Source organism: Enterobacter cloacae complex sp.6700776, assembly GCF_048284255.1.
GTDB classification, from domain to species: Bacteria; Pseudomonadota; Gammaproteobacteria; order Enterobacterales; family Enterobacteriaceae; genus Enterobacter; species Enterobacter intestinihominis.
In genome coordinates, this window is sequence record NZ_JBLVYK010000020.1 from 43,060 (window position 1) to 61,057 (window position 17,998).

Below are 17,998 nucleotides of genomic sequence, written 5' to 3' on the forward strand. Positions count from 1 at the left end.
TGTCACACTTTCGTTGTAAACTCGCTTTTTCCTGATTATTTTTGCGGATTTGCAGCCCCCTTCGCAAAACATCTGTTTAGCAACTGTTGACCTTAATTCACGCTCGCACTATCTTCTTGCAGCCCTGCACAATTTGCGGCTCGCTGAAGCGGACCTCCATTCCCTTTCCACGCACTGTCCGGCAGGCTTTGACCCTTGACGCCAGGGTGAGCACATGGCGTTTTCGTGATAGTGATCTATGAACGTAACCCTGATTGATACACTTGTTACCCGCAGCCGGGCCCTAAGCCCGTGGACGGGATTTTATTTTTTGCAATCGCTGTTAATTAACTTTGCTCTTGGCTACCCCTTTAGCCTGCTTTATGCCGTCGGGTTCACCTGCATTCTTCACCTGCTATGGCGAAGCGCACCGCGCATGCAGAAAGTGCTTATCGGGATCTGTTCTCTGGTGGCTGCCGCCTATTTCCCGTTCGGCCAGGCCTATGGCGCGCCGAACTTTAATACCCTGCTGGCGCTCCACTCCACCAATATGGAAGAGTCTACAGAGATCCTGACGATCTTCCCGTGGTACAACTACGTGGTTGGCCTTTTCATTTTTGCTCTCGGCGTGATTGCGGTTCGCCGTAAGCAGGTCGGGAAAAAAACATGGGGTAAAATTGAAAGCCTGTGCCTGGCCTTTAGCGTAGTGACGTTTTTTGTTGCGCCGGTACAAAATCTGGCCTGGGGCGGCGTGTTTAAGCTTAAAGATACCGGGTATCCGGTGTTTCGCTTCGTTAAAGACGTGGTAGTGAATAACGAGGAAGTGCTCGACGAGCAGGCGCGTATGGCCGAGCTTTCCACCATGAAAGATACCTGGAACGTGCTGGCGGTGAAACCGAAGTATCACACCTATGTGGTGGTGATCGGTGAAAGCGCGCGTCGCGATGCGCTCGGCGCGTTTGGCGGTCACTGGGATAACACGCCGTTTGCCAGCTCCGTCAACGGTACGCTGTTTACCGATTACGTGGCGGCCAGCGGTTCGACGCAGAAATCTCTCGGTCTGACGCTCAACCGTGTCGTGGATGGAAAACCGCAGTTTCAGGATAATTTTGTCACCCTGGCCAACCGGGCAGGTTTTCAGACGTGGTGGTTCTCCAACCAGGGGCAGATCGGCGAGTATGATACCGCCATTGCCAGCATCGCGAAGCGTGCCGACGAGGTACAGTTCCTGAAAAGCGGTGATTTCGAAGCCGATAAAAACACAAAAGATGAAGCGTTGCTAAAAATGACCGCGCAGGTCTTTGCCACTCAGCGCACCCAGCCGCAGCTGATCGTCCTGCACCTGATGGGGTCACACCCGCAGGCATGCGATCGTACCGGGGGAAAATATGCGGAGTTTGTGCAATCCAAAGAGACCTCGTGTTATCTGTACACCATGACGCAAACCGACGATCTGCTCAGCAAGCTGTACGCGCAGCTGCGCAACAGCGGCGATAGCTTCTCGATGGTCTATTTCTCTGACCACGGTCTGGCGTTTAAGGAGCGCGGTAAAGAGGTGCAGTATCTGGCCCACGATGACAAGTTTCAGCAGAACTTCCAGGTACCGTTTATGGTGCTGTCGAGTGATGACAAAACGCATCGCATCATCAAAGCGCGCCGTTCCGCGAACGATTTCCTGAAATTCTTCTCACAGTGGACGGGGATTAAGGCGAAAGAGATAAAAAATGATTACCCGTTTATCTCCGGGAAGAAGGGCCCGCCAGTTTACATTACCAACTTCAGGTTACAGAAAGTTGACTATAACCATCTGGGGACGGATATTTTCGATATTAAGAGTAAGTGATCTCTGCCGTCTCGTGCAGGCTGATGCCCTCACCCTGGCCCTCTCCCACGGGGAGAGGGTACAAACAAAAAAAATCCGCCACATTGGGCGGATTTTTTACTGGCTCACCGAAGTGATTAGAAGCGGTAACCTACGCCCGCGATCCAGGTGCCAACGTCAACGTTGCGGATACGGCTCTGCTCATAGGAGAAGTCCAGAGCAACGTTTTCGATTGGGTTGAACTGCATACCTGCGCCATAGGAGAAACCGTAGTCGCTGTTGCTTGCAGTACGGTTCAGACCCTGGTTTTCGGTCTGCTGGAATTTACCGTAGCCAACACCTACAACACCGTAGATGCTTGCCCAGTCATTCAGGCGGTAAGCAGGACCCGCGGTGATGCCGTAGTACTGACCTTTATTGTAAGAGCCATTTTCAGTACGATCTTTCTCGGTGTAAGTGAAAGAACCGATCACACCCAGCGGGTTGTTGTCTTGCTCGTAACGGTACTTCAGGTTGAAACCGTTGGTTTTGTTCATCACGCCCTGCATATCGCTCTGAGCGTAACCACCAGTTACAGTTGAAGTTGCCGCTACAGCGGTACCTGCGGAAACAGCCAGAACAGCTGCCAGTGCTGAAAGACATGCAATTTTTTTCATAACCACCTCAAATGTGCTTCAAGTAAGTCCGTAAGTTTTAAATATATCAAAAAAATCTGTGAAACTCTTTGTCATTCACGATGTCTAATGCGACCTTTCCTGTAACAGAACATTTCCAGCATCAGCTATCTCGTTCAAATAACTCCAGATTTTCACCTGTAAATGCTAATAGTGCGCGTCATCGCCATTTAGTTCATCCAGATTATTCCTAATCTTTCAGGCGATAAAATCAGCAACGTTTTCTCATTTTACGGATTTTCCCTGGATTTTTTTTCAACAGTAGCTCAACCGTTGCAGGTTATTTCCATTACACTGCGACTTTTACCTCTTTTGACAAAAATTGACAGGAGAAAGGATGCCAGGTTTACCTCGTAAATCGTCGGTCTGGATGCCGGTGGCAGTCATACTTATCGCGATGATGTCCATACAAAGCGGCGCGTCGCTGGCAAAATCGCTGTTTCCGCTGATTGGTGCGCCCGGCGTCACGGCGCTGCGTATCGCATTAGGCACCCTGATCCTCGTGGTTGTCTTTAAACCCTGGCGGCTACGGTTTAAAAAGGAGCAGCGACTGCCTCTGCTTTTTTATGGGCTGGCGCTGGGAGGGATGAACTACATGTTCTACCTCTCTATTCAGACTATCCCGCTGGGGATCGCGGTCGCGCTTGAATTTACCGGCCCGCTGGCGGTTGCCCTCTTTTCTTCTCGTCGCCCGGTAGACTTTATCTGGGTCATACTGGCCGTGCTGGGGCTATGGTTCCTGCTGCCGCTCGGCCAAAGCGTTTCACAAATCGATTTGACAGGGGCCGCTCTGGCGCTGGGCGCAGGGGCGTGCTGGGCGGTGTATATTCTCACTGGCCAGCGTGCGGGCGAAGAGCACGGCCCCGCGACGGTCGCCTTAGGCTCGCTGATTGCCGCGGTTATCTTTGTCCCGATCGGCATGGCACAAGCAACGGACTCAATATGGCAGTGGTCAATCCTGCCGGTTGGGCTGGCGGTCGCCATTCTTTCCACGGCGCTGCCCTACTCTCTGGAGATGATCGCCCTGACGCGTCTGCCTACGCGTATTTTTGGTACGCTCATGAGCATGGAGCCCGCGCTGGCTGCCATCTCTGGAATGATGTTCCTCGGCGAAACCCTGACACTGGTGCAGACGCTGGCGCTCTGTTCCATTATCGCGGCGTCAATGGGCTCTACATTGACCATGCGCCCGGAACCAAAAGTACATAAGATTGACCTCAACTAGCCCTTAAATTCTGCATGGCTTACCGGCCATGCAGAATATAGGTCTCGTCAGCCCTTCAAATAATTTCTTACAAACTCTCTTATATTGCCAAAATATTTCACCTGCCCGCCTTGTCACTTAACGAATTAAGATTGATCTGCATCAATTTATATAAATAACTTTAAAATCATTAAGTTAGAACTTCAACCATCCTTTCGCTATTAAACCGATAGGCAGCGCCAAACCGCAGAGAAAAAATCCGGTGCTATACTTAATCCCGTAATTACCTGGGACACAAACATCAAGAGGATATGAGATTATGAGTACCGCTAAACTGGTGAAAACGAAAGCGTCTAATCTGCTTTATACCCGTAACGATGTATCGGATAGCGATAAAAAAGCGACCATTGAGCTGCTGAATCGCCAGGTGGTTCAGTTCATCGATCTTTCGCTGATCACCAAACAGGCCCACTGGAATATGCGCGGTGCAAACTTTATTGCCGTTCATGAAATGCTGGATGGCTTCCGCACAGCACTGGTGACTCATCTGGATACCATGGCCGAACGCGCCGTACAGCTGGGCGGTGTGGCTCTGGGTACCACGCAGGTGATCAACAGCAAAACGCCACTGAAAAGCTATCCGCTGGATATCCATACCGTTCAGGATCACCTGAAAGAGCTTGCGGACCGTTATGCGATTGTCGCGAACGATGTTCGTAAAGCGATTGGCGAAGCCAAAGATGAAGACACCGCTGATATCTTCACTGCCGCGTCACGCGACCTGGATCAGTTCCTGTGGTTCATTGAGTCAAACATCGAATAATCCCTGCGGATTGTCTGAATAACCCTCGCCCCTGGCGGGGGTTTTGCACATTTATGGTGCACACTTTTGTCCGCAACGGCCGCAAAAGTGAATAAAATGTAATAATCACCTCACACAACCGTTAACGGAAGATTGTTTTTTCGTCAGATTCTACGCTAAATATCCCCCTGTCAGAAGACCTTAACGAAGCGCACCAAATCGGTGCTCCATTCTGGTGCAACCTGACAGAATTGCCACGCTTTTTGTGCAATGCGTGACATCATCCCCTTTGCAAAACAACAGCTTGTAAAACTGGCACGATTTTTTCATTGTGCCTGAGGTTCTCGCAGGGGATCGCCCCGTGGATATAAAAGGAAATGCTATGAAGTCTGTATTAAAAGTTTCACTGGCTGCACTTACCCTGGCGTTTGCGGTGTCCTCGCAGGCTGCCGACAAACTGGTTGTGGCGACTGACACGGCGTTCGTACCGTTTGAATTCAAACAGGGTGATAAATACGTTGGTTTTGACGTTGATCTGTGGGCCGCTGTCGCAAAAGAACTCAAACTGGATTACACCCTGAAGCCAATGGATTTCAGCGGCATTATCCCGGCACTGCAAACCAAAAACGTTGACCTGGCGCTGGCGGGCATCACCATTACCGAAGAACGTAAAAAAGCGATCGATTTCTCTGATGGCTACTACAAAAGCGGCCTGCTGGTGATGGTGAAAGCGGATAACAACGACGTGAAAAGCGTGAAAGATCTCGACGGTAAAGTGGTCGCCGTGAAGAGCGGCACCGGTTCCGTTGATTACGCGAAAGCCAATATCAAAACCAAAGACCTGCGTCAGTTCCCGAACATCGACAACGCTTACATGGAACTGGGCACCAACCGCGCAGACGCGGTGCTGCACGACACGCCTAACATCCTTTACTTCATCAAAACCGCCGGTAACGGCAAGTTCAAAGCGGTAGGTGATTCTCTGGAAGCTCAGCAGTACGGTATTGCGTTCCCGAAAGGCAGCGACGACCTGCGTAATAAAGTTAACGGCGCGCTGAAAACCCTGAAAGAGAACGGCACCTATAACGAAATCTACAAAAAATGGTTCGGTACCGAGCCTAAATAATTTCACCTGACTTCAGGTTTGTAACGCCCGGTGGCGCTACCGCTTACCGGGCCTACGTTTTTCGTTTTTCACCACGGTATACAGGAATACATCATGCAGTTTGACTGGAGCGCCATCTGGCCTGCCATTCCTCTCTTGCTTGAAGGCGCTAAAATGACCTTGTGGATTTCGGTCCTCGGTCTGGTTGGCGGGTTAATTATCGGTCTGGTGGCCGGTTTCGCCCGCACCTACGGCGGCTGGATTGCAAACCACATCGCACTGGTTTTCATCGAAGTGATCCGCGGCACCCCCATTGTGGTGCAGGTCATGTTTATCTACTTCGCCCTGCCGATGGCCTTCAACGATCTGCGCATTGACCCGTTCAGCGCAGCTGTCGTCACCATTATGATCAACTCCGGCGCCTACATTGCGGAAATCACCCGCGGTGCGGTGCTGTCGATTCATAAAGGCTTCAGCGAAGCTGGCCTGGCGTTAGGTCTTTCCCGTCGCGAAACGATCCGTCACGTGATCCTGCCGCTGGCGCTGCGCCGCATGCTGCCGCCGCTGGGCAACCAGTGGATCATCAGCATTAAAGACACCTCGCTGTTTATTGTTATCGGCGTGGCCGAGCTGACCCGTCAGGGCCAGGAGATCATCGCGGGTAACTTCCGCGCCCTGGAAATCTGGAGTGCGGTCGCCGTTGTCTACCTGATTATCACGCTTGTCCTGAGCTTTGTTCTGCGTCGTCTTGAAAGAAGGATGAAAATCCTGTGATTGAATTTAAAAATGTTTCCAAGCACTTTGGTCCAACCCAGGTGCTGCACAATATCGATTTGAACATCAGGCAGGGTGAAGTGGTGGTGATCATCGGGCCGTCGGGTTCCGGAAAATCCACCCTGCTGCGCTGCATTAACAAGCTCGAGGAGATCACCAGCGGCGATTTGATCGTCGATGGTCTGAAGGTGAACGATCCGAAAGTGGACGAGCGCCTGATCCGCCAGGAAGCGGGCATGGTGTTCCAGCAGTTCTACCTGTTCCCGCACCTGACGGCGCTGGAAAACGTGATGTTCGGTCCTTTGCGCGTGCGTGGGGCCAGCAAAGCGGCGGCAGAAACGCTGGCAAAAGATCTGCTGGCGAAAGTGGGTCTGGCGGAGCGTGCCCACCACTATCCTTCCGAGCTGTCCGGTGGCCAGCAGCAGCGCGTGGCCATTGCCCGTGCGCTGGCGGTGAAGCCAAAGATGATGCTGTTTGATGAGCCAACCTCCGCACTCGATCCGGAGCTGCGTCACGAGGTGCTGAAAGTGATGCAGGATCTGGCAGAAGAAGGCATGACGATGGTGATCGTTACCCACGAAATCGGCTTTGCCGAAAAAGTGGCGTCCCGTCTGATCTTCATTGATAAGGGCCGCATCGCGGAAGACGGTAATCCGCAGGCGCTGATTGCGAACCCACCTAGCCAGCGCCTCCAGGAGTTCCTGCAACACGTCTCCTGATAGCCATACACAGAGCCGGGCATGCCCGGCTTTTTTATGCCGGATTGTTCCCAAAAACTCCCCTCCGCTCCGCGCGCTCTATACTTATCATTTTGCACGATATTTTTGTCGGAGGACGCCGTGCCGTGGATCCTGTTGCTACTGTTTACCCTGTTTAGCGCGCCATCACTTGCTGTAACCATTCCCGGCGTCACCACCGGAGCCACCGCCACCCAGCAAAATGCGCCGCCAGAACCCGACGCTGAAAAGAAAAAAGCCGCTTACAGCGCACTTGCCGACGTGCTTGAGAACGACACGTCCCGGCAGGAGCTTATCGATCAGTTGAGGAAAGTGGCCGCCACACCGCCTCAGGATCCGGTTCCGACTATCGCGCCGCCGGAAGTCGAAGACGAAAAGACGGTACTGGAAAACGTCACCGATATCAGTCGCCGCTACGGGGAAGCCCTGTCGTCGCGTTTTGCCCAGCTCTATCGCAACCTTGTTGGCACCTCGCATAAGCCTTTTAATCCCCACACTTTTTCTGCAGCCGCGACCCAGTTTTCTATTCTGGCCGCCGCGGTATTCATTTTTTACTGGCTGTTGCGCCTGTCTGTCTGGCCGCTTTACCGGAAGATGGGCCACTGGGGACGTAAAAAGAATCAGCATAAAAGCAGCTGGCTGCATCTTCCGGCAATGATTACCGGGGCCTTTATCATCGATTTGCTGCTGCTGGCGCTGACGCTGTTTGTCGGCCAGATGCTGGCCGACCGTCTTAATACCGGGAACAAAACCATTGCCTTTCAGCAGGGGCTGTTCCTGAACGCCTTTGCCCTGATCGAGTTCTTTAAGGCGCTCCTGCGGTTAATATTCTGTCCGCGCGTGCCGGAACTTCGCCCGTTCGCCATTTCGGATCGGAGCGCCAAATACTGGGCGGTTCGGCTCAGCGTGCTGAGCGGGTTGATCGGCTATGGCCTGCTGGTTGCCGTCCCGATTATTTCCAACCAGGTTAACGTGCAGTTCGGGGCCCTGGCGAACGTGCTGATCATGCTCTGTATTACCGTCTGGGCGCTGTACCTCATCTTCCACAATAAAAAAGCGATCACCGACAGTCTGCTTCACCTGGCCGATCGCTCCCTCTCCTTTTTCAGCCTCTTTATACGCGCCTTTGCGCTGGTGTGGCACTGGCTGGCCAGCGCCTATTTTATTGTGCTGTGTTTCTTCTCGCTGTTCGATCCGGGCAACAGCCTGAAATTTATGATGGGGGCGACGTTCAAAAGCCTGGCGATTATCGGCATCGCGGCCTTTGTTTCTGGCCTACTCTCCCGCTGGCTGTCGAAGACGATCACCCTGTCGCCGCAGGTTCAGCGTAATTACCCCGAGCTGCAAAAACGGGTAAATGGCTGGACATCGGTGTCGCTGAAGGTGGCGCGTATTTTGACGGTCTGCGTGGCAATTATGCTGCTGCTGAATGCGTGGGGACTGTTTGATTTCTGGAACTGGCTGCATAACGGCGCCGGGGAAAAGACCGTCGATATTCTTATTCGTATTGCGCTGATCCTGTTCTTCTCCGCCGTCGGCTGGACGCTGCTGGCAAGCCTTATCGAAAACCGTCTGGTGTCGGATGTCCACGGCAGGCCCCTGCCAAGCGCCCGCGCCCGCACACTGCTGACGCTGTTCCGCAACGCGCTGGCGGTGATCATTAGCACCATTACCATCATGATTGTGTTGTCGGAAATCGGCGTAAATATCGCCCCACTGCTGGCGGGTGCCGGTGCCCTAGGACTGGCGATCTCCTTTGGTTCGCAGACGCTGGTGAAGGATATTATCACCGGCATTTTTATCCAGTTTGAGAACGGGATGAACACCGGGGATCTGGTGACCATCGGACCGCTTACCGGCACGGTGGAGAGGATGTCCATTCGCTCCGTCGGCGTACGTCAGGATACCGGGGCGTACCACATTATTCCGTGGTCATCGATCACCACCTTTGCCAACTTTGTGCGCGGCATTGGTTCGGTGGTGGCGAATTATGATGTCGATCGTCACGAAGATGCAGATAAGGCGAAACAGGCGCTGCGGGATGCGGTGAGCGAACTGATGGAGATGGAGGATATTCGCGGGCTGGTAATTGGTGAGCCGTCGTTTGCGGGCATCGTCGGGCTGACGAACACTGCCTTTACCCTGCGCGTGTCGTTCACCACCCAGCCGCTGAAACAGTGGACGGTGCGCTTTGCTCTCGACAGCATGGTGAAAAAACACTTCGATCTGGCGAACGTGAGAGCGCCGGTGCAGACGTATCAGGTATTGTCGCCGCCCGCTTCGCCGCTCCCTCCACAGGAGCCGACGCTGTAACCGAGCCGGGTGGCGGCTTCGCCTTACCCGGCCTACGATGGGGTGCTATTTGCGACGTTGGTTATCGTCCATAAAGGACCAGGCAATAAAGCGGCTCTGCTTCTGACCCTGCGCCATCTCTTTTTTGACCACCTTCACCGCGCCGGCTTCGGTCAGCGCGCGGTAAAGCGGCGGCAGGTTATCGCCACGAGAGACCAGCGTGGTAAACCATTTCACCTGACGACCGAAGCCTTTACTCTCGGCAATCATGCGCAGAATAAAGGCCACTTCCCCGCCCTCGCACCACAGCTCCTGCTGCTGGCCGCCAAAATTCAGCGCGCCATCTTCGGCCTGGCCCAGGTTACGCCGCTTGCGTTCACTTCCCGCACGCGCGGAGGCGGCGGAGTCGTGGAATGGCGGGTTGCACAGGGTGGCATCATATTGTTCGTTCTTATGAATTATGCCGGTGAAAATAGCAGCGGCATCCTTCTGACGACGCAGACGAACGGCCCGGCTTAACCCCGGGTTAGCGTTGATAATGGCCTGCGCGCTGGCGAAGGCCTCATCACCGATCTCGCTGCCGGTAAATCGCCACTGGTACTCATGTGCGCCTATCAGGGGGTAGATCAGGTTCGCGCCCGTACCGATATCAAGGACGGTAGCCTGTTTCGGCACTACGCCATCGTGGTCATCCGCCAGCAGATCGGCAAGATGATGGACGTAATCCGCACGGCCCGGGACCGGCGGGCAGAGAAAGCCATCAGGGATGTCCCAGTGCGTCACACCATAAAAATGGGCCAGCAGCGCTTTGTTCAGCGTTTTAACCGCCAGCGGATCGGCAAAGTTTACCGACGGTTCACCGGCTGGTGTCTGAACGATAAAACCCTGCAATTCAGGGCAGCTCAGACACAGGGCTTTCATATCGTAGCGGCTACGGTGGCGGTTACGCGGGTGCAATCCCGGCTTGTGGGAAGTCATGGCATTCTCCTTTAAACAGCCGCGTAAGATACCCTGTGACGGCGCGGGGGTAAATATCTGTCTGAGTCGCACAAAAAAACGACAAAAATCAGCGACCTGTATGTCTATGATCTGTCAACAAATTGTCAGAATTTATCGTTCAAAAAATAAGCAGATCATCATCAAATTTTTGCGCTAAATCACACGCATCAGGCTTCTAAACTTAACAGGAATCACCTGTTGTTTCCCCTGAGGATGTGATTATGAAAAAGTATCTGACCTTTATTATTGCGGGTGCGCTGGCAGGCGCATCATTCTCTGCCTTGTCCGTTCAACCTCTGACCGACAGTACCGACACCAGCCAGCTACGCGCGGCCGGGACGGTCTCTGTCAGCCGGGCAAGCAACCTTGATGACCTTCAGGACAAGCTGGCCGAAAAAGCTCGTCAGGAAGGCGCTAAAGGCTTCGTGGTGAACGCCGCCGGTGGCGATAACCATATGTACGGTACCGCGACTATCTATAAATAACTTACCGCCTTCCAAACTGCATCTGTCCGGCAGATGCAGTTCTCTCTGCCTGCGCCTTGACTGTGCGTTTTTTCACCCCATATTAAAATGCATGACTTGATCCTTTCAGGAGAACATCATGGCTTCCGGCTGGGCGAATGACGACGCCGTTAACGAACAGATCAACAGTACCATTGAAGATGCGGTTGCGCGTGCTCGCGGTGAAATTCCGCGCGGCGAAAGTTTGACGGAATGCGAAGAGTGCGGGGATCCCATTCCTGAGGCACGACGTAAAGCCATTCCCGGAGTACGGCTTTGCATCACCTGTCAGCAGGAGAAAGATTCAAAAAATGCTTCACATTCAGGATATAATCGTAGAGGATCGAAAGACAGCCAGTTACGTTGACTTTCCTTTACCGTAGTTAACCGCACCAACAGTTTACTTTACGCTCACGACTTTCAGCGAAGCGCGTAGCAAAACGTGCCCTTCTGATTGTGTCTGTAAAGCGTATCCGCAAGAAGTGTCAATTGCGCTTCTGATTTTATTAATAATCAATAAGTTATTTGTCATTCAATTTTTTTGACCAACCACGTCAATTCTCTTCGATTTTATCTTCCGCTAAAAAGCGTGATACTTATCACATCGACGGAACATCGTCCCCTTAACAGAATAACCTGCGAGAATTGACCTATGAAAACCATCAAATATGCTGTTGCCGCTGTTGCCCTGTCCGCTCTGTCTTTCGGCGCTTTCGCTGTAGAGCCAGTCTCCTCTACTCAGGCACAGGATCTGAACAAAATCGGTGTGGTCAGTGCTGAAGGCGCGACCACGCTGGACGGTCTGGAAGCAAAACTGGCTGAAAAAGCTGCCGCCGCGGGCGCAAGTGGATACACCATCACTTCCACTAACGGTAATAACAAACTGAGCGGTACTGCGGTTATCTACAAGTAATCGAACAAATTATGCTCCACCCTCGCCATACCCTCTGGTGAGATGCTCCAACCCTCATTGACCCTGTTGTTGTTACCCTTGTTTGCCCGTCCGCCACTGGACGGGCTTTTTTTTGCTTAAAATGACTGCGCCACGCGCTGCAACCCGGCTTCCACGGACTCGACTTCCCCTGCAGCCAGCAGGCAGCAGGCCATTTGCAGCTTGATTGACTGCGGAACCGGCACCTTCCCGGCCAGACACTGCACAATCCAGCGCGCGGTGACATGCGGATCTTTCGACTCAGGCAGGATCGCATCTCTGTTCTCTTCCCCACGTTCGACAACGACCCGCGTCCCGGCGGGCTCAATCAGCATCAGCTGTGGACAACGCTGCGGGTTGGCGTAAACCTCGCCTTCTGTCCCGTGCATCAGCAGCGCGCGTCCACCGATTTCGGCAAAGAATTGCCCGACTCGCGTCACGTATTCCGGATGGGAGACGCTGGAAAGACGCAGCGCGGCGTCTTCGGCAAACGGCGTCGCCAGCTTCGCCAGGGTGTGAGCGCTGTTACGTACACCCATGCGCCAGCGCATGTCCAGCTGCTTTTCCAGCGGTGGGCAGAGCGCGCTAACGGGGATATAGACCGGCTGATTCCCCTCCAGCTTTGCCTGTGCCTGACCGGCATGGAGGGTCGGTTCAATACCTAACAACGCCAGGATGGTTTCTGTCAGCACGCGCGTCGGATCTTCGCTCACGCCATGCACTACTACCGGGAAACCGAGTTTCTGCAACAGAATAGCCAGCAGCGGCGTGAGGTTTGCCTGCTTACGCGCGCCGTTGTAGGTCGGGATCACAATTGGCATCGGCTTCGTGACGGGCGGGGTTAAGCGCATGGTCTGCGACTGCATGGCCTCATAAAAGCCGCGCATCTCCGCCTCACCTTCCCCTTTAATACGCAGCGCAATCAAAATGCCGCCCATTTCCAGTTCCGGCACGTCGCCATTCAGCATATGCGTGTACAACGCGCGGGCTGTTTCCTGGTCCAGATCGCGAGCGTGGTTTTTCCCACGCCCTACCTCTTTGATAATTTTGCGGTAATCCACGACATTTCTCCTGACTGCATTATCTTGTTAACAATATAGCCCGATGAACACAGACCCGATAGTGTTTTGTGATCATTATCAACCTGCTGTTTTCATATAAAAAAATTAAACTCAAGCACTATTTACATTATTTGTGATTGGGACAAAAGATCCGCAGCGACCCTTTTTTTGATTAAATAAACATCGAAAAATCATTAAGGGTCAACGGTAAAAACGTCCAGGCAACGCTTTTACCAGAATCACATCAGGATTAACTATGAACAAGGTTGCATTAGGTTTTTTTATCGCCGCAACGGTGGGATGTTCTGCATCCGCATTTGCGGCAACTAACGGTGAAGGTCAGATTAATTTCACCGGTGAAATTATCGATTCTGCTTGCCAGGTCGTGAATGGATTAAGTAATCCATTAAACGTTCAGTTGGGTAAGGTGTCTAAAACGGTATTTACCGGCGCAGGCTCTACCAGCACATCAACGAAGTTTGATATTAAGTTAACCAATTGTCCGGAAACAGTGACCTCGGCTGCGATTAACTTCGGTGGTACCCCGGATGCGGATAATAATGCCGCGCTGGCATTAACGCCAGATACCGATGCGGCAACCGGTGTAGCCATTCAGTTGATGGATGCTTCCGGGCAGCCTGTCACTCTGTATACGCCTTCGCAGCAATATCCTTTAGCCTCCGGCACGGCAGTTAACGACCTGGAATTCGGTGCGCGTTATATTCAAACTCAGGCCGCCATTACCGCAGGCCCTGCCAACTCTGTATCGACTTTCACCGTTATTTATAACTGATCTTATCAATCCTGAGATATTAATGCTTTTGCGGGCATTAATATCTCTTCTATTTATTGAGAAATCTTTATGCGCCACGGTTATTTACTGAGCACTCTTTTACTGATAGCAGCCTCTGCACATGCGGGCGTCGTGATTAATGGTACCCGGCTGGTCTATCAAGGAGATAAAAAGGAATCATCTCTTGGCCTGTCAAACCCAGATACGACGGATTATCTGGTACAGTCCTGGGTCGATTCTGGCGGTAAAAACCCGGCCAAAGCCCCATTCCTGATCACCCCGCCGCTTTTCCGTCTGGATGCAAAAGAAGATAACGTTCTGCGCGTGGTACGCACGGGCGGAAATTTACCGGAAGACAGGGAATCTCTGTACTGGTTGAATATCAAAGCGATCCCTTCCTCAAAACACGTTGAGGGAGTAAATACGCTGCAAATTGCCATTAATACCCGCATTAAATTGCTGTATCGCCCGTCCGCGGTAAAAGGCCGACCAGAAGATGTGGCGGATAAGCTTGAATGGCATCGCGAAGGTAACGACCTGGTGGTGAATAACCCTACGCCTTTCTATATGAATTTCCAGACCGTCACGCTTAACGGTCAGAAAGTCACAAAAGCGACCTGGGCTGTTCCGAAATCAGAAACACATTTTGCCATACCGGGTAATGTCGGGGGCTCAAACGTGACGTATTCCATTATTAATGATTACGGCAGCATCAGCCATTCCTGGTCGAAATCCGTTCATTAATTGTTCCGGTAATAAAATAATCATGTACAGCCACAAAAAGCCGTTCACCTGCCGAATGTCTTCATTGCTGGTCATTCTCTGTGGCCTGGCAATAGCCATCTTTGCGCAGCAGGTTATGGCTGATGATTATTTTAACCCCGCCCTGCTGGATATAGATAATCCCCAGCAGGGTAAAACCGATCTGTCCGTCTATGAAAAAGGTCCCGGCCAGGCACCGGGGAAATATGAGGTCGCGGTGTTTATCAATAATAATAAAATTGATACCCGCAACGTGACCTTTACGCTTGAGAAAGATTCGCAGGGCAACGACACGTTACAACCTTGCTTTAGCATGGGTGAGTTAAAAAGCCTCGGTATCAAGACCCAAAAGTTTCCTCAGCTCATGGCCAAAGGCCAGTGTGCCGATTTAGGTGTCATCCCTGCTTCATCTGCAATCTTTCACGTTCGCAACCAGCAGCTGCTGCTGAGCATTCCGCAAAAGGCGCTCGGACAGGTGCCACGCGGTTACATCGACCCGAAAGAGTTTGACGAAGGGATCAACGCGGGCCTGCTTAATTACAGCGTCAACGCCAGCCAGAGCCATGCGCGCCAGCAGGGTGAAGAGGATAGCAGTAGCCAGTACGTGAACCTGCGTCCGGGTTTAAACGTTGGCGCATGGCGCCTTCGCAACTATTCCACCTGGAATCGCAGCACCACAGGCAATGAGGAGGAACAGAAATTCACCTCCGTTTATACCTATGCGCAACGCGATATTGTGGCGATGAAAAGCGATATCACCGTTGGCCAGAGCTCATCACCTGCTGATGTTTTTGACAGTGTCCCTTACACCGGCGTGGAGCTGAAATCCGATAACGACATGCTTCCCGACAGCGAAAAAGGCTATGCGCCTATTATTCGTGGCACCGCCCACAGCAACGCGCTGGTGATGGTGCGCCAGAACGGGTACGTGATTTATCAGAACACGGTCGCGCCGGGGGCCTTCGAAATTAACGATCTCTACCCCACCGGCAGCAGCGGCGACCTCCAGGTCACGGTGAAAGAAACTGACGGCAGCGAAAGTCATTTCGTGGTGCCGTTTGCCTCCGTTCCGGTATTGCAGCGTGAAAAAAACCTGCGCTACAGCGTAACTGCCGGGCGTTATCGTTCTTATGACAAAGATGTTGAAAAGACCCCGTTTGCTCAGGGGAGCGCCATCTATGGTTTACCCCACGGCTTCACGGCCTACGGCGGCGTACAGCAGAGCAGTCATTATCAGTCGCAGGCGATAGGCGCCGGGAAAAACATGGGCGATTTAGGGGCGTTCTCCATTGACGTGACTCGCGCCAGAGCCCTGCTGAAAAAACAGCAGTCCAGCACAGGCAAATCGTGGCGCGTACGCTACAGCAAAGATTTCGCCGGTTCAGGCACCAACTTTTCGCTTGCGGGCTATCGCTACAACAGCAAGGGGTTTTACACCCTGGACGACACCATGGAGTCGTATACCCGCGCCGACAACTGGTCTGCGCCACAGCAGCGCCGCGCCCGTACCGAAGCCACCATCGACCAGACGCTACCAGAAGGCTGGGGATCGGTCACGCTGAGCATGGTGAAGGAAACCTACTGGAGCCAGAATCAGGACATGACCTCCATGAGCGTCAGCTACAACAACAGCTGGCACGGCGTTAGCTACAGCCTTAGCTACAGCATGAATAAAAACACCCACGACAGCGATCTGGACGGTAATGCGGTGACGAACGACAACCAGTTCTCGCTGAGCGTTTCGGTTCCGCTGGAGCGCTGGATGCATAACACCTGGGCCACGTACAACCTGAACAACACGAAAGATGGCACCACGCAGAACATCGGCCTGAACGGTACGGCCCTGAAAGAAGACAACCTGAACTGGAATCTCCAGGAGGGGCTGAGCAGCACCGGCAGCGGTAACTCCACCAGCGTTAACGCCGACTACAAAGCGACATACGGTGAAGTGAGCGGTGGCGTCAGTCAGGATAAATATCAGCAAACACTGAACGTCGGCTTGCAGGGAGGCGTGATTGCCCATGCAAACGGCATCACGCTAAGCCAGCCGCTCGGTGAGACCATTGCGCTCGTGAAAGCCCCGGGTACGCACGGCACGCATATCACTAACCAGACCGGCGTTGAAACCGACTTCCGCGGCTACACCGTCGTACCGTTCGTCACCGCGTATCGCCACAACACTATTGCGCTGGATACGGAAACGCTGCCGGAGGACGCCGACGTCACCCATGCGGCACAAATTGTGACGCCAACACGCGGAGCCATTGTGCGCGCCAGCTTCACGACGCGCATGGGCAATCGCGTCCTGATGACGCTCACGCAAAACGGTAAACCGCTGCCGTTCGGCGCAACGGTTACCACCGAGGACAAGGACAGCGAATTTATCGTCGGGAATGACGGCCAGACCTATCTCTCGGGTCTGCCACAGCAAGGGCATCTCCGCGTTTCCTGGGGACAGGAGGCAAACGAGCATTGCGTCGCTGACTATGTGCTCACGGATGAGAAAGCGAAAACCAGCATCATTAACGCTGCCGCGCAGTGTCACTGATCTCCCCTAAAGGCAAAACATTATGCAAATGATTAAACAGTGCTTTTTCTTACTGATTCTGGGAACCGCTGCGTTATTCATGCCGCATGCGAAGGCGACCTGCACCACGCCGGATCTCCCCAAAATGATCAACGTGGCATCCATTTCTGTCCCGACGACGCTGGCAGTTGGCGCAACTATCCCGGGTACAGAGCAGAGCGTTCATGTTGCCGGGCATTGCGATCAGAGTACCGACAGCGGCCTGGAGATTGTCTCCTGCTACTACGGCACCGGAGCGGAAATGCCAGGGCTCAGGGGGGTATACGAATCCGGTGTGCCGGGGATTGGCGTAGCATTGATGAATGATCACGGGCAGCGAATTAGCGGCGCTGGCGGCGTGCAGTGCGATTCACGTGGAACGCCTGTTGGCTACGTCTCTACCGATGGAACACAGACTTTTAGCTTTGAAATAACGCTTGAGCTGGTTAAAACGAGTGACACCGTGACATCCGGTACGCTGGTGCAGTCTCAAACCGAATTTGGCATTGGCGTTTTCGGCCATGAAGGGATCGGCAACCCTAACCACATCGCCTATGCAGGTAATGTTATTCTTCATCAGGTCACCTGCTCCGTTTTACCGAAAAATCTCACCGTTAATTTGGGCGATTTTCCCGTCAGTGATTTCATCAGCGTAGGTTTTTTATCCAGCCCTGCTCAAAAATTTAATATCACCGTCAACTGTGACACAACCGTACAGCCTGAGCTAAAAATCACCAGCGCGAATGGATATGACACAGCATTTGAGGGGGTGATCAAACTCACGCAGCAGACCGGCATGGCTACAGGCGTCGGAGTAAGAATGCTATTTGATGACCATCTCGCCACCTTCGGTACCTATGTAAGTACCCAAAATCAGGCCGTAGCCAACGAAACGCTGGTGATCCCGTTTGAGGTTCGCTACGAGCAGGTCAGCAATGTAGTCACCCCCGGGCCAGCCAATACTGTGGCAACCATCACCCTCGCTTATAAGTGA

General features: G+C 53.0%; 17 protein-coding genes. 14 read left to right on the forward strand and 3 right to left on the reverse strand.

Annotated elements, in window-relative coordinates; translation table 11 throughout:
* The first annotated feature begins 238 nt into the window (after positions 1-238).
* A complete protein-coding gene (locus tag ACNQ0T_RS20170) occupies positions 239-1,822 on the forward strand; it encodes a phosphoethanolamine transferase (protein WP_022647524.1) in 1,584 nt (527 codons plus the stop codon).
* Positions 1,823-1,938: 116 nt separating this feature from the next.
* Here ACNQ0T_RS20170 and ompX read toward each other — a convergent pair whose 3' ends face one another.
* Positions 1,939-2,457: an outer membrane protein OmpX gene (gene ompX / locus ACNQ0T_RS20175; RefSeq protein ID WP_003858450.1), complete on the reverse strand. Its 519-nt coding sequence runs from the start codon at positions 2,455-2,457 to the stop codon at positions 1,939-1,941.
* Positions 2,458-2,812: 355 nt separating this feature from the next.
* Between ompX and rhtA the strand changes: the two genes are divergently transcribed.
* From rhtA to ybiO, 6 genes are all read left to right on the forward strand, one after another.
* Entirely contained in the window at positions 2,813-3,700 is an 888-nt protein-coding gene (gene rhtA, locus ACNQ0T_RS20180; RefSeq protein WP_023305742.1) for a threonine/homoserine exporter RhtA, read from the forward strand.
* 298 nt (positions 3,701-3,998) lie between these two features.
* A complete protein-coding gene (gene dps / locus ACNQ0T_RS20185; protein ID WP_000100801.1) occupies positions 3,999-4,502 on the forward strand; it encodes a DNA starvation/stationary phase protection protein Dps in 504 nt (167 codons plus the stop codon).
* 361 nt (positions 4,503-4,863) lie between these two features.
* Positions 4,864-5,607: a glutamine ABC transporter substrate-binding protein GlnH gene (gene glnH, locus ACNQ0T_RS20190; protein WP_003858455.1), complete on the forward strand. Its 744-nt coding sequence runs from the start codon at positions 4,864-4,866 to the stop codon at positions 5,605-5,607.
* 93 nt (positions 5,608-5,700) lie between these two features.
* Positions 5,701-6,360: a glutamine ABC transporter permease GlnP gene (gene glnP, locus ACNQ0T_RS20195; RefSeq protein ID WP_010428919.1), complete on the forward strand. Its 660-nt coding sequence runs from the start codon at positions 5,701-5,703 to the stop codon at positions 6,358-6,360.
* Positions 6,357-7,079: a glutamine ABC transporter ATP-binding protein GlnQ gene (gene glnQ, locus ACNQ0T_RS20200; protein ID WP_022647522.1), complete on the forward strand. Its 723-nt coding sequence runs from the start codon at positions 6,357-6,359 to the stop codon at positions 7,077-7,079. Before glnP ends, glnQ begins: the two co-directional genes overlap by 4 nt.
* Positions 7,080-7,199: 120 nt before the next feature.
* The gene (gene ybiO, locus ACNQ0T_RS20205; protein WP_022647521.1) at positions 7,200-9,410 is read left to right on the forward strand and encodes a mechanosensitive channel protein; all 2,211 of its coding nucleotides are present in this window, start codon (positions 7,200-7,202) and stop codon (positions 9,408-9,410) included.
* Between the two features lie 45 nt (positions 9,411-9,455).
* On the opposite strand, the gene rlmF is transcribed toward ybiO, so the two are convergent.
* Positions 9,456-10,367, reverse strand: a complete 912-nt coding sequence (rlmF, locus tag ACNQ0T_RS20210; protein ID WP_417930357.1) for a 23S rRNA (adenine(1618)-N(6))-methyltransferase RlmF — start codon at positions 10,365-10,367, stop codon at positions 9,456-9,458.
* A 242-nt stretch (positions 10,368-10,609) separates the two neighbouring features.
* On the opposite strand from rlmF, the gene mcbA reads away from it, so the two are divergent.
* The 3 genes from mcbA (at position 10,610) to ybiJ (ending at position 11,804) form a co-directional block, all read left to right on the forward strand.
* The gene (gene mcbA / locus ACNQ0T_RS20215) at positions 10,610-10,873 is read left to right on the forward strand and encodes a DUF1471 family periplasmic protein McbA (protein ID WP_022647519.1); all 264 of its coding nucleotides are present in this window, start codon (positions 10,610-10,612) and stop codon (positions 10,871-10,873) included.
* 118 nt (positions 10,874-10,991) lie between these two features.
* The gene (locus ACNQ0T_RS20220) at positions 10,992-11,258 is read left to right on the forward strand and encodes a DksA/TraR family C4-type zinc finger protein (protein WP_022647518.1); all 267 of its coding nucleotides are present in this window, start codon (positions 10,992-10,994) and stop codon (positions 11,256-11,258) included.
* Between the two features lie 285 nt (positions 11,259-11,543).
* A complete protein-coding gene (gene ybiJ, locus ACNQ0T_RS20225) occupies positions 11,544-11,804 on the forward strand; it encodes a DUF1471 family protein YbiJ (RefSeq protein WP_003858474.1) in 261 nt (86 codons plus the stop codon).
* A 116-nt stretch (positions 11,805-11,920) separates the two neighbouring features.
* Here the strand turns inward: ybiJ and ybiB are convergent, their stop codons facing one another.
* Complete coding sequence (gene ybiB / locus ACNQ0T_RS20230; RefSeq protein ID WP_417930358.1) at positions 11,921-12,883, reverse strand: DNA-binding protein YbiB; 963 nt, start codon at positions 12,881-12,883, stop codon at positions 11,921-11,923.
* A 256-nt stretch (positions 12,884-13,139) separates the two neighbouring features.
* Here ybiB and ACNQ0T_RS20235 point away from each other — a divergent pair, with 256 nt between their 5' ends.
* The 4 genes from ACNQ0T_RS20235 to ACNQ0T_RS20250 all read left to right on the forward strand — a co-directional run bounded on the left by ACNQ0T_RS20235 (position 13,140) and on the right by ACNQ0T_RS20250 (position 17,998).
* Entirely contained in the window at positions 13,140-13,676 is a 537-nt protein-coding gene (locus ACNQ0T_RS20235) for a fimbrial protein (protein ID WP_022647516.1), read from the forward strand.
* Positions 13,677-13,745: 69 nt separating this feature from the next.
* On the forward strand, positions 13,746-14,420 hold the full coding sequence (locus ACNQ0T_RS20240) for a molecular chaperone (RefSeq protein WP_022647515.1): 675 nt from the start codon (positions 13,746-13,748) through the stop codon (positions 14,418-14,420).
* Positions 14,421-14,442: 22 nt separating this feature from the next.
* The gene (locus ACNQ0T_RS20245) at positions 14,443-16,986 is read left to right on the forward strand and encodes a fimbria/pilus outer membrane usher protein (RefSeq protein ID WP_323633388.1); all 2,544 of its coding nucleotides are present in this window, start codon (positions 14,443-14,445) and stop codon (positions 16,984-16,986) included.
* 22 nt (positions 16,987-17,008) lie between these two features.
* Entirely contained in the window at positions 17,009-17,998 is a 990-nt protein-coding gene (locus ACNQ0T_RS20250; RefSeq protein WP_022647513.1) for a fimbrial protein, read from the forward strand.

Coding starts and splice junctions, on each gene's coding strand:
- ACNQ0T_RS20170 (WP_022647524.1), top strand. CDS start 239: ATGAACGTAACCCTGATTGATACACTTGTTACCCGCAGCCGGGCCCTA.
- ompX (WP_003858450.1), bottom strand. CDS start 2,457: ATGAAAAAAATTGCATGTCTTTCAGCACTGGCAGCTGTTCTGGCTGTT.
- rhtA (WP_023305742.1), top strand. CDS start 2,813: ATGCCAGGTTTACCTCGTAAATCGTCGGTCTGGATGCCGGTGGCAGTC.
- dps (WP_000100801.1), top strand. CDS start 3,999: ATGAGTACCGCTAAACTGGTGAAAACGAAAGCGTCTAATCTGCTTTAT.
- glnH (WP_003858455.1), top strand. CDS start 4,864: ATGAAGTCTGTATTAAAAGTTTCACTGGCTGCACTTACCCTGGCGTTT.
- glnP (WP_010428919.1), top strand. CDS start 5,701: ATGCAGTTTGACTGGAGCGCCATCTGGCCTGCCATTCCTCTCTTGCTT.
- rlmF (WP_417930357.1), bottom strand. CDS start 10,367: ATGACTTCCCACAAGCCGGGATTGCACCCGCGTAACCGCCACCGTAGC.
- mcbA (WP_022647519.1), top strand. CDS start 10,610: ATGAAAAAGTATCTGACCTTTATTATTGCGGGTGCGCTGGCAGGCGCA.
- ACNQ0T_RS20220 (WP_022647518.1), top strand. CDS start 10,992: ATGGCTTCCGGCTGGGCGAATGACGACGCCGTTAACGAACAGATCAAC.
- ybiJ (WP_003858474.1), top strand. CDS start 11,544: ATGAAAACCATCAAATATGCTGTTGCCGCTGTTGCCCTGTCCGCTCTG.
- ACNQ0T_RS20235 (WP_022647516.1), top strand. CDS start 13,140: ATGAACAAGGTTGCATTAGGTTTTTTTATCGCCGCAACGGTGGGATGT.
- ACNQ0T_RS20240 (WP_022647515.1), top strand. CDS start 13,746: ATGCGCCACGGTTATTTACTGAGCACTCTTTTACTGATAGCAGCCTCT.
- ACNQ0T_RS20245 (WP_323633388.1), top strand. CDS start 14,443: ATGTACAGCCACAAAAAGCCGTTCACCTGCCGAATGTCTTCATTGCTG.
- ACNQ0T_RS20250 (WP_022647513.1), top strand. CDS start 17,009: ATGCAAATGATTAAACAGTGCTTTTTCTTACTGATTCTGGGAACCGCT.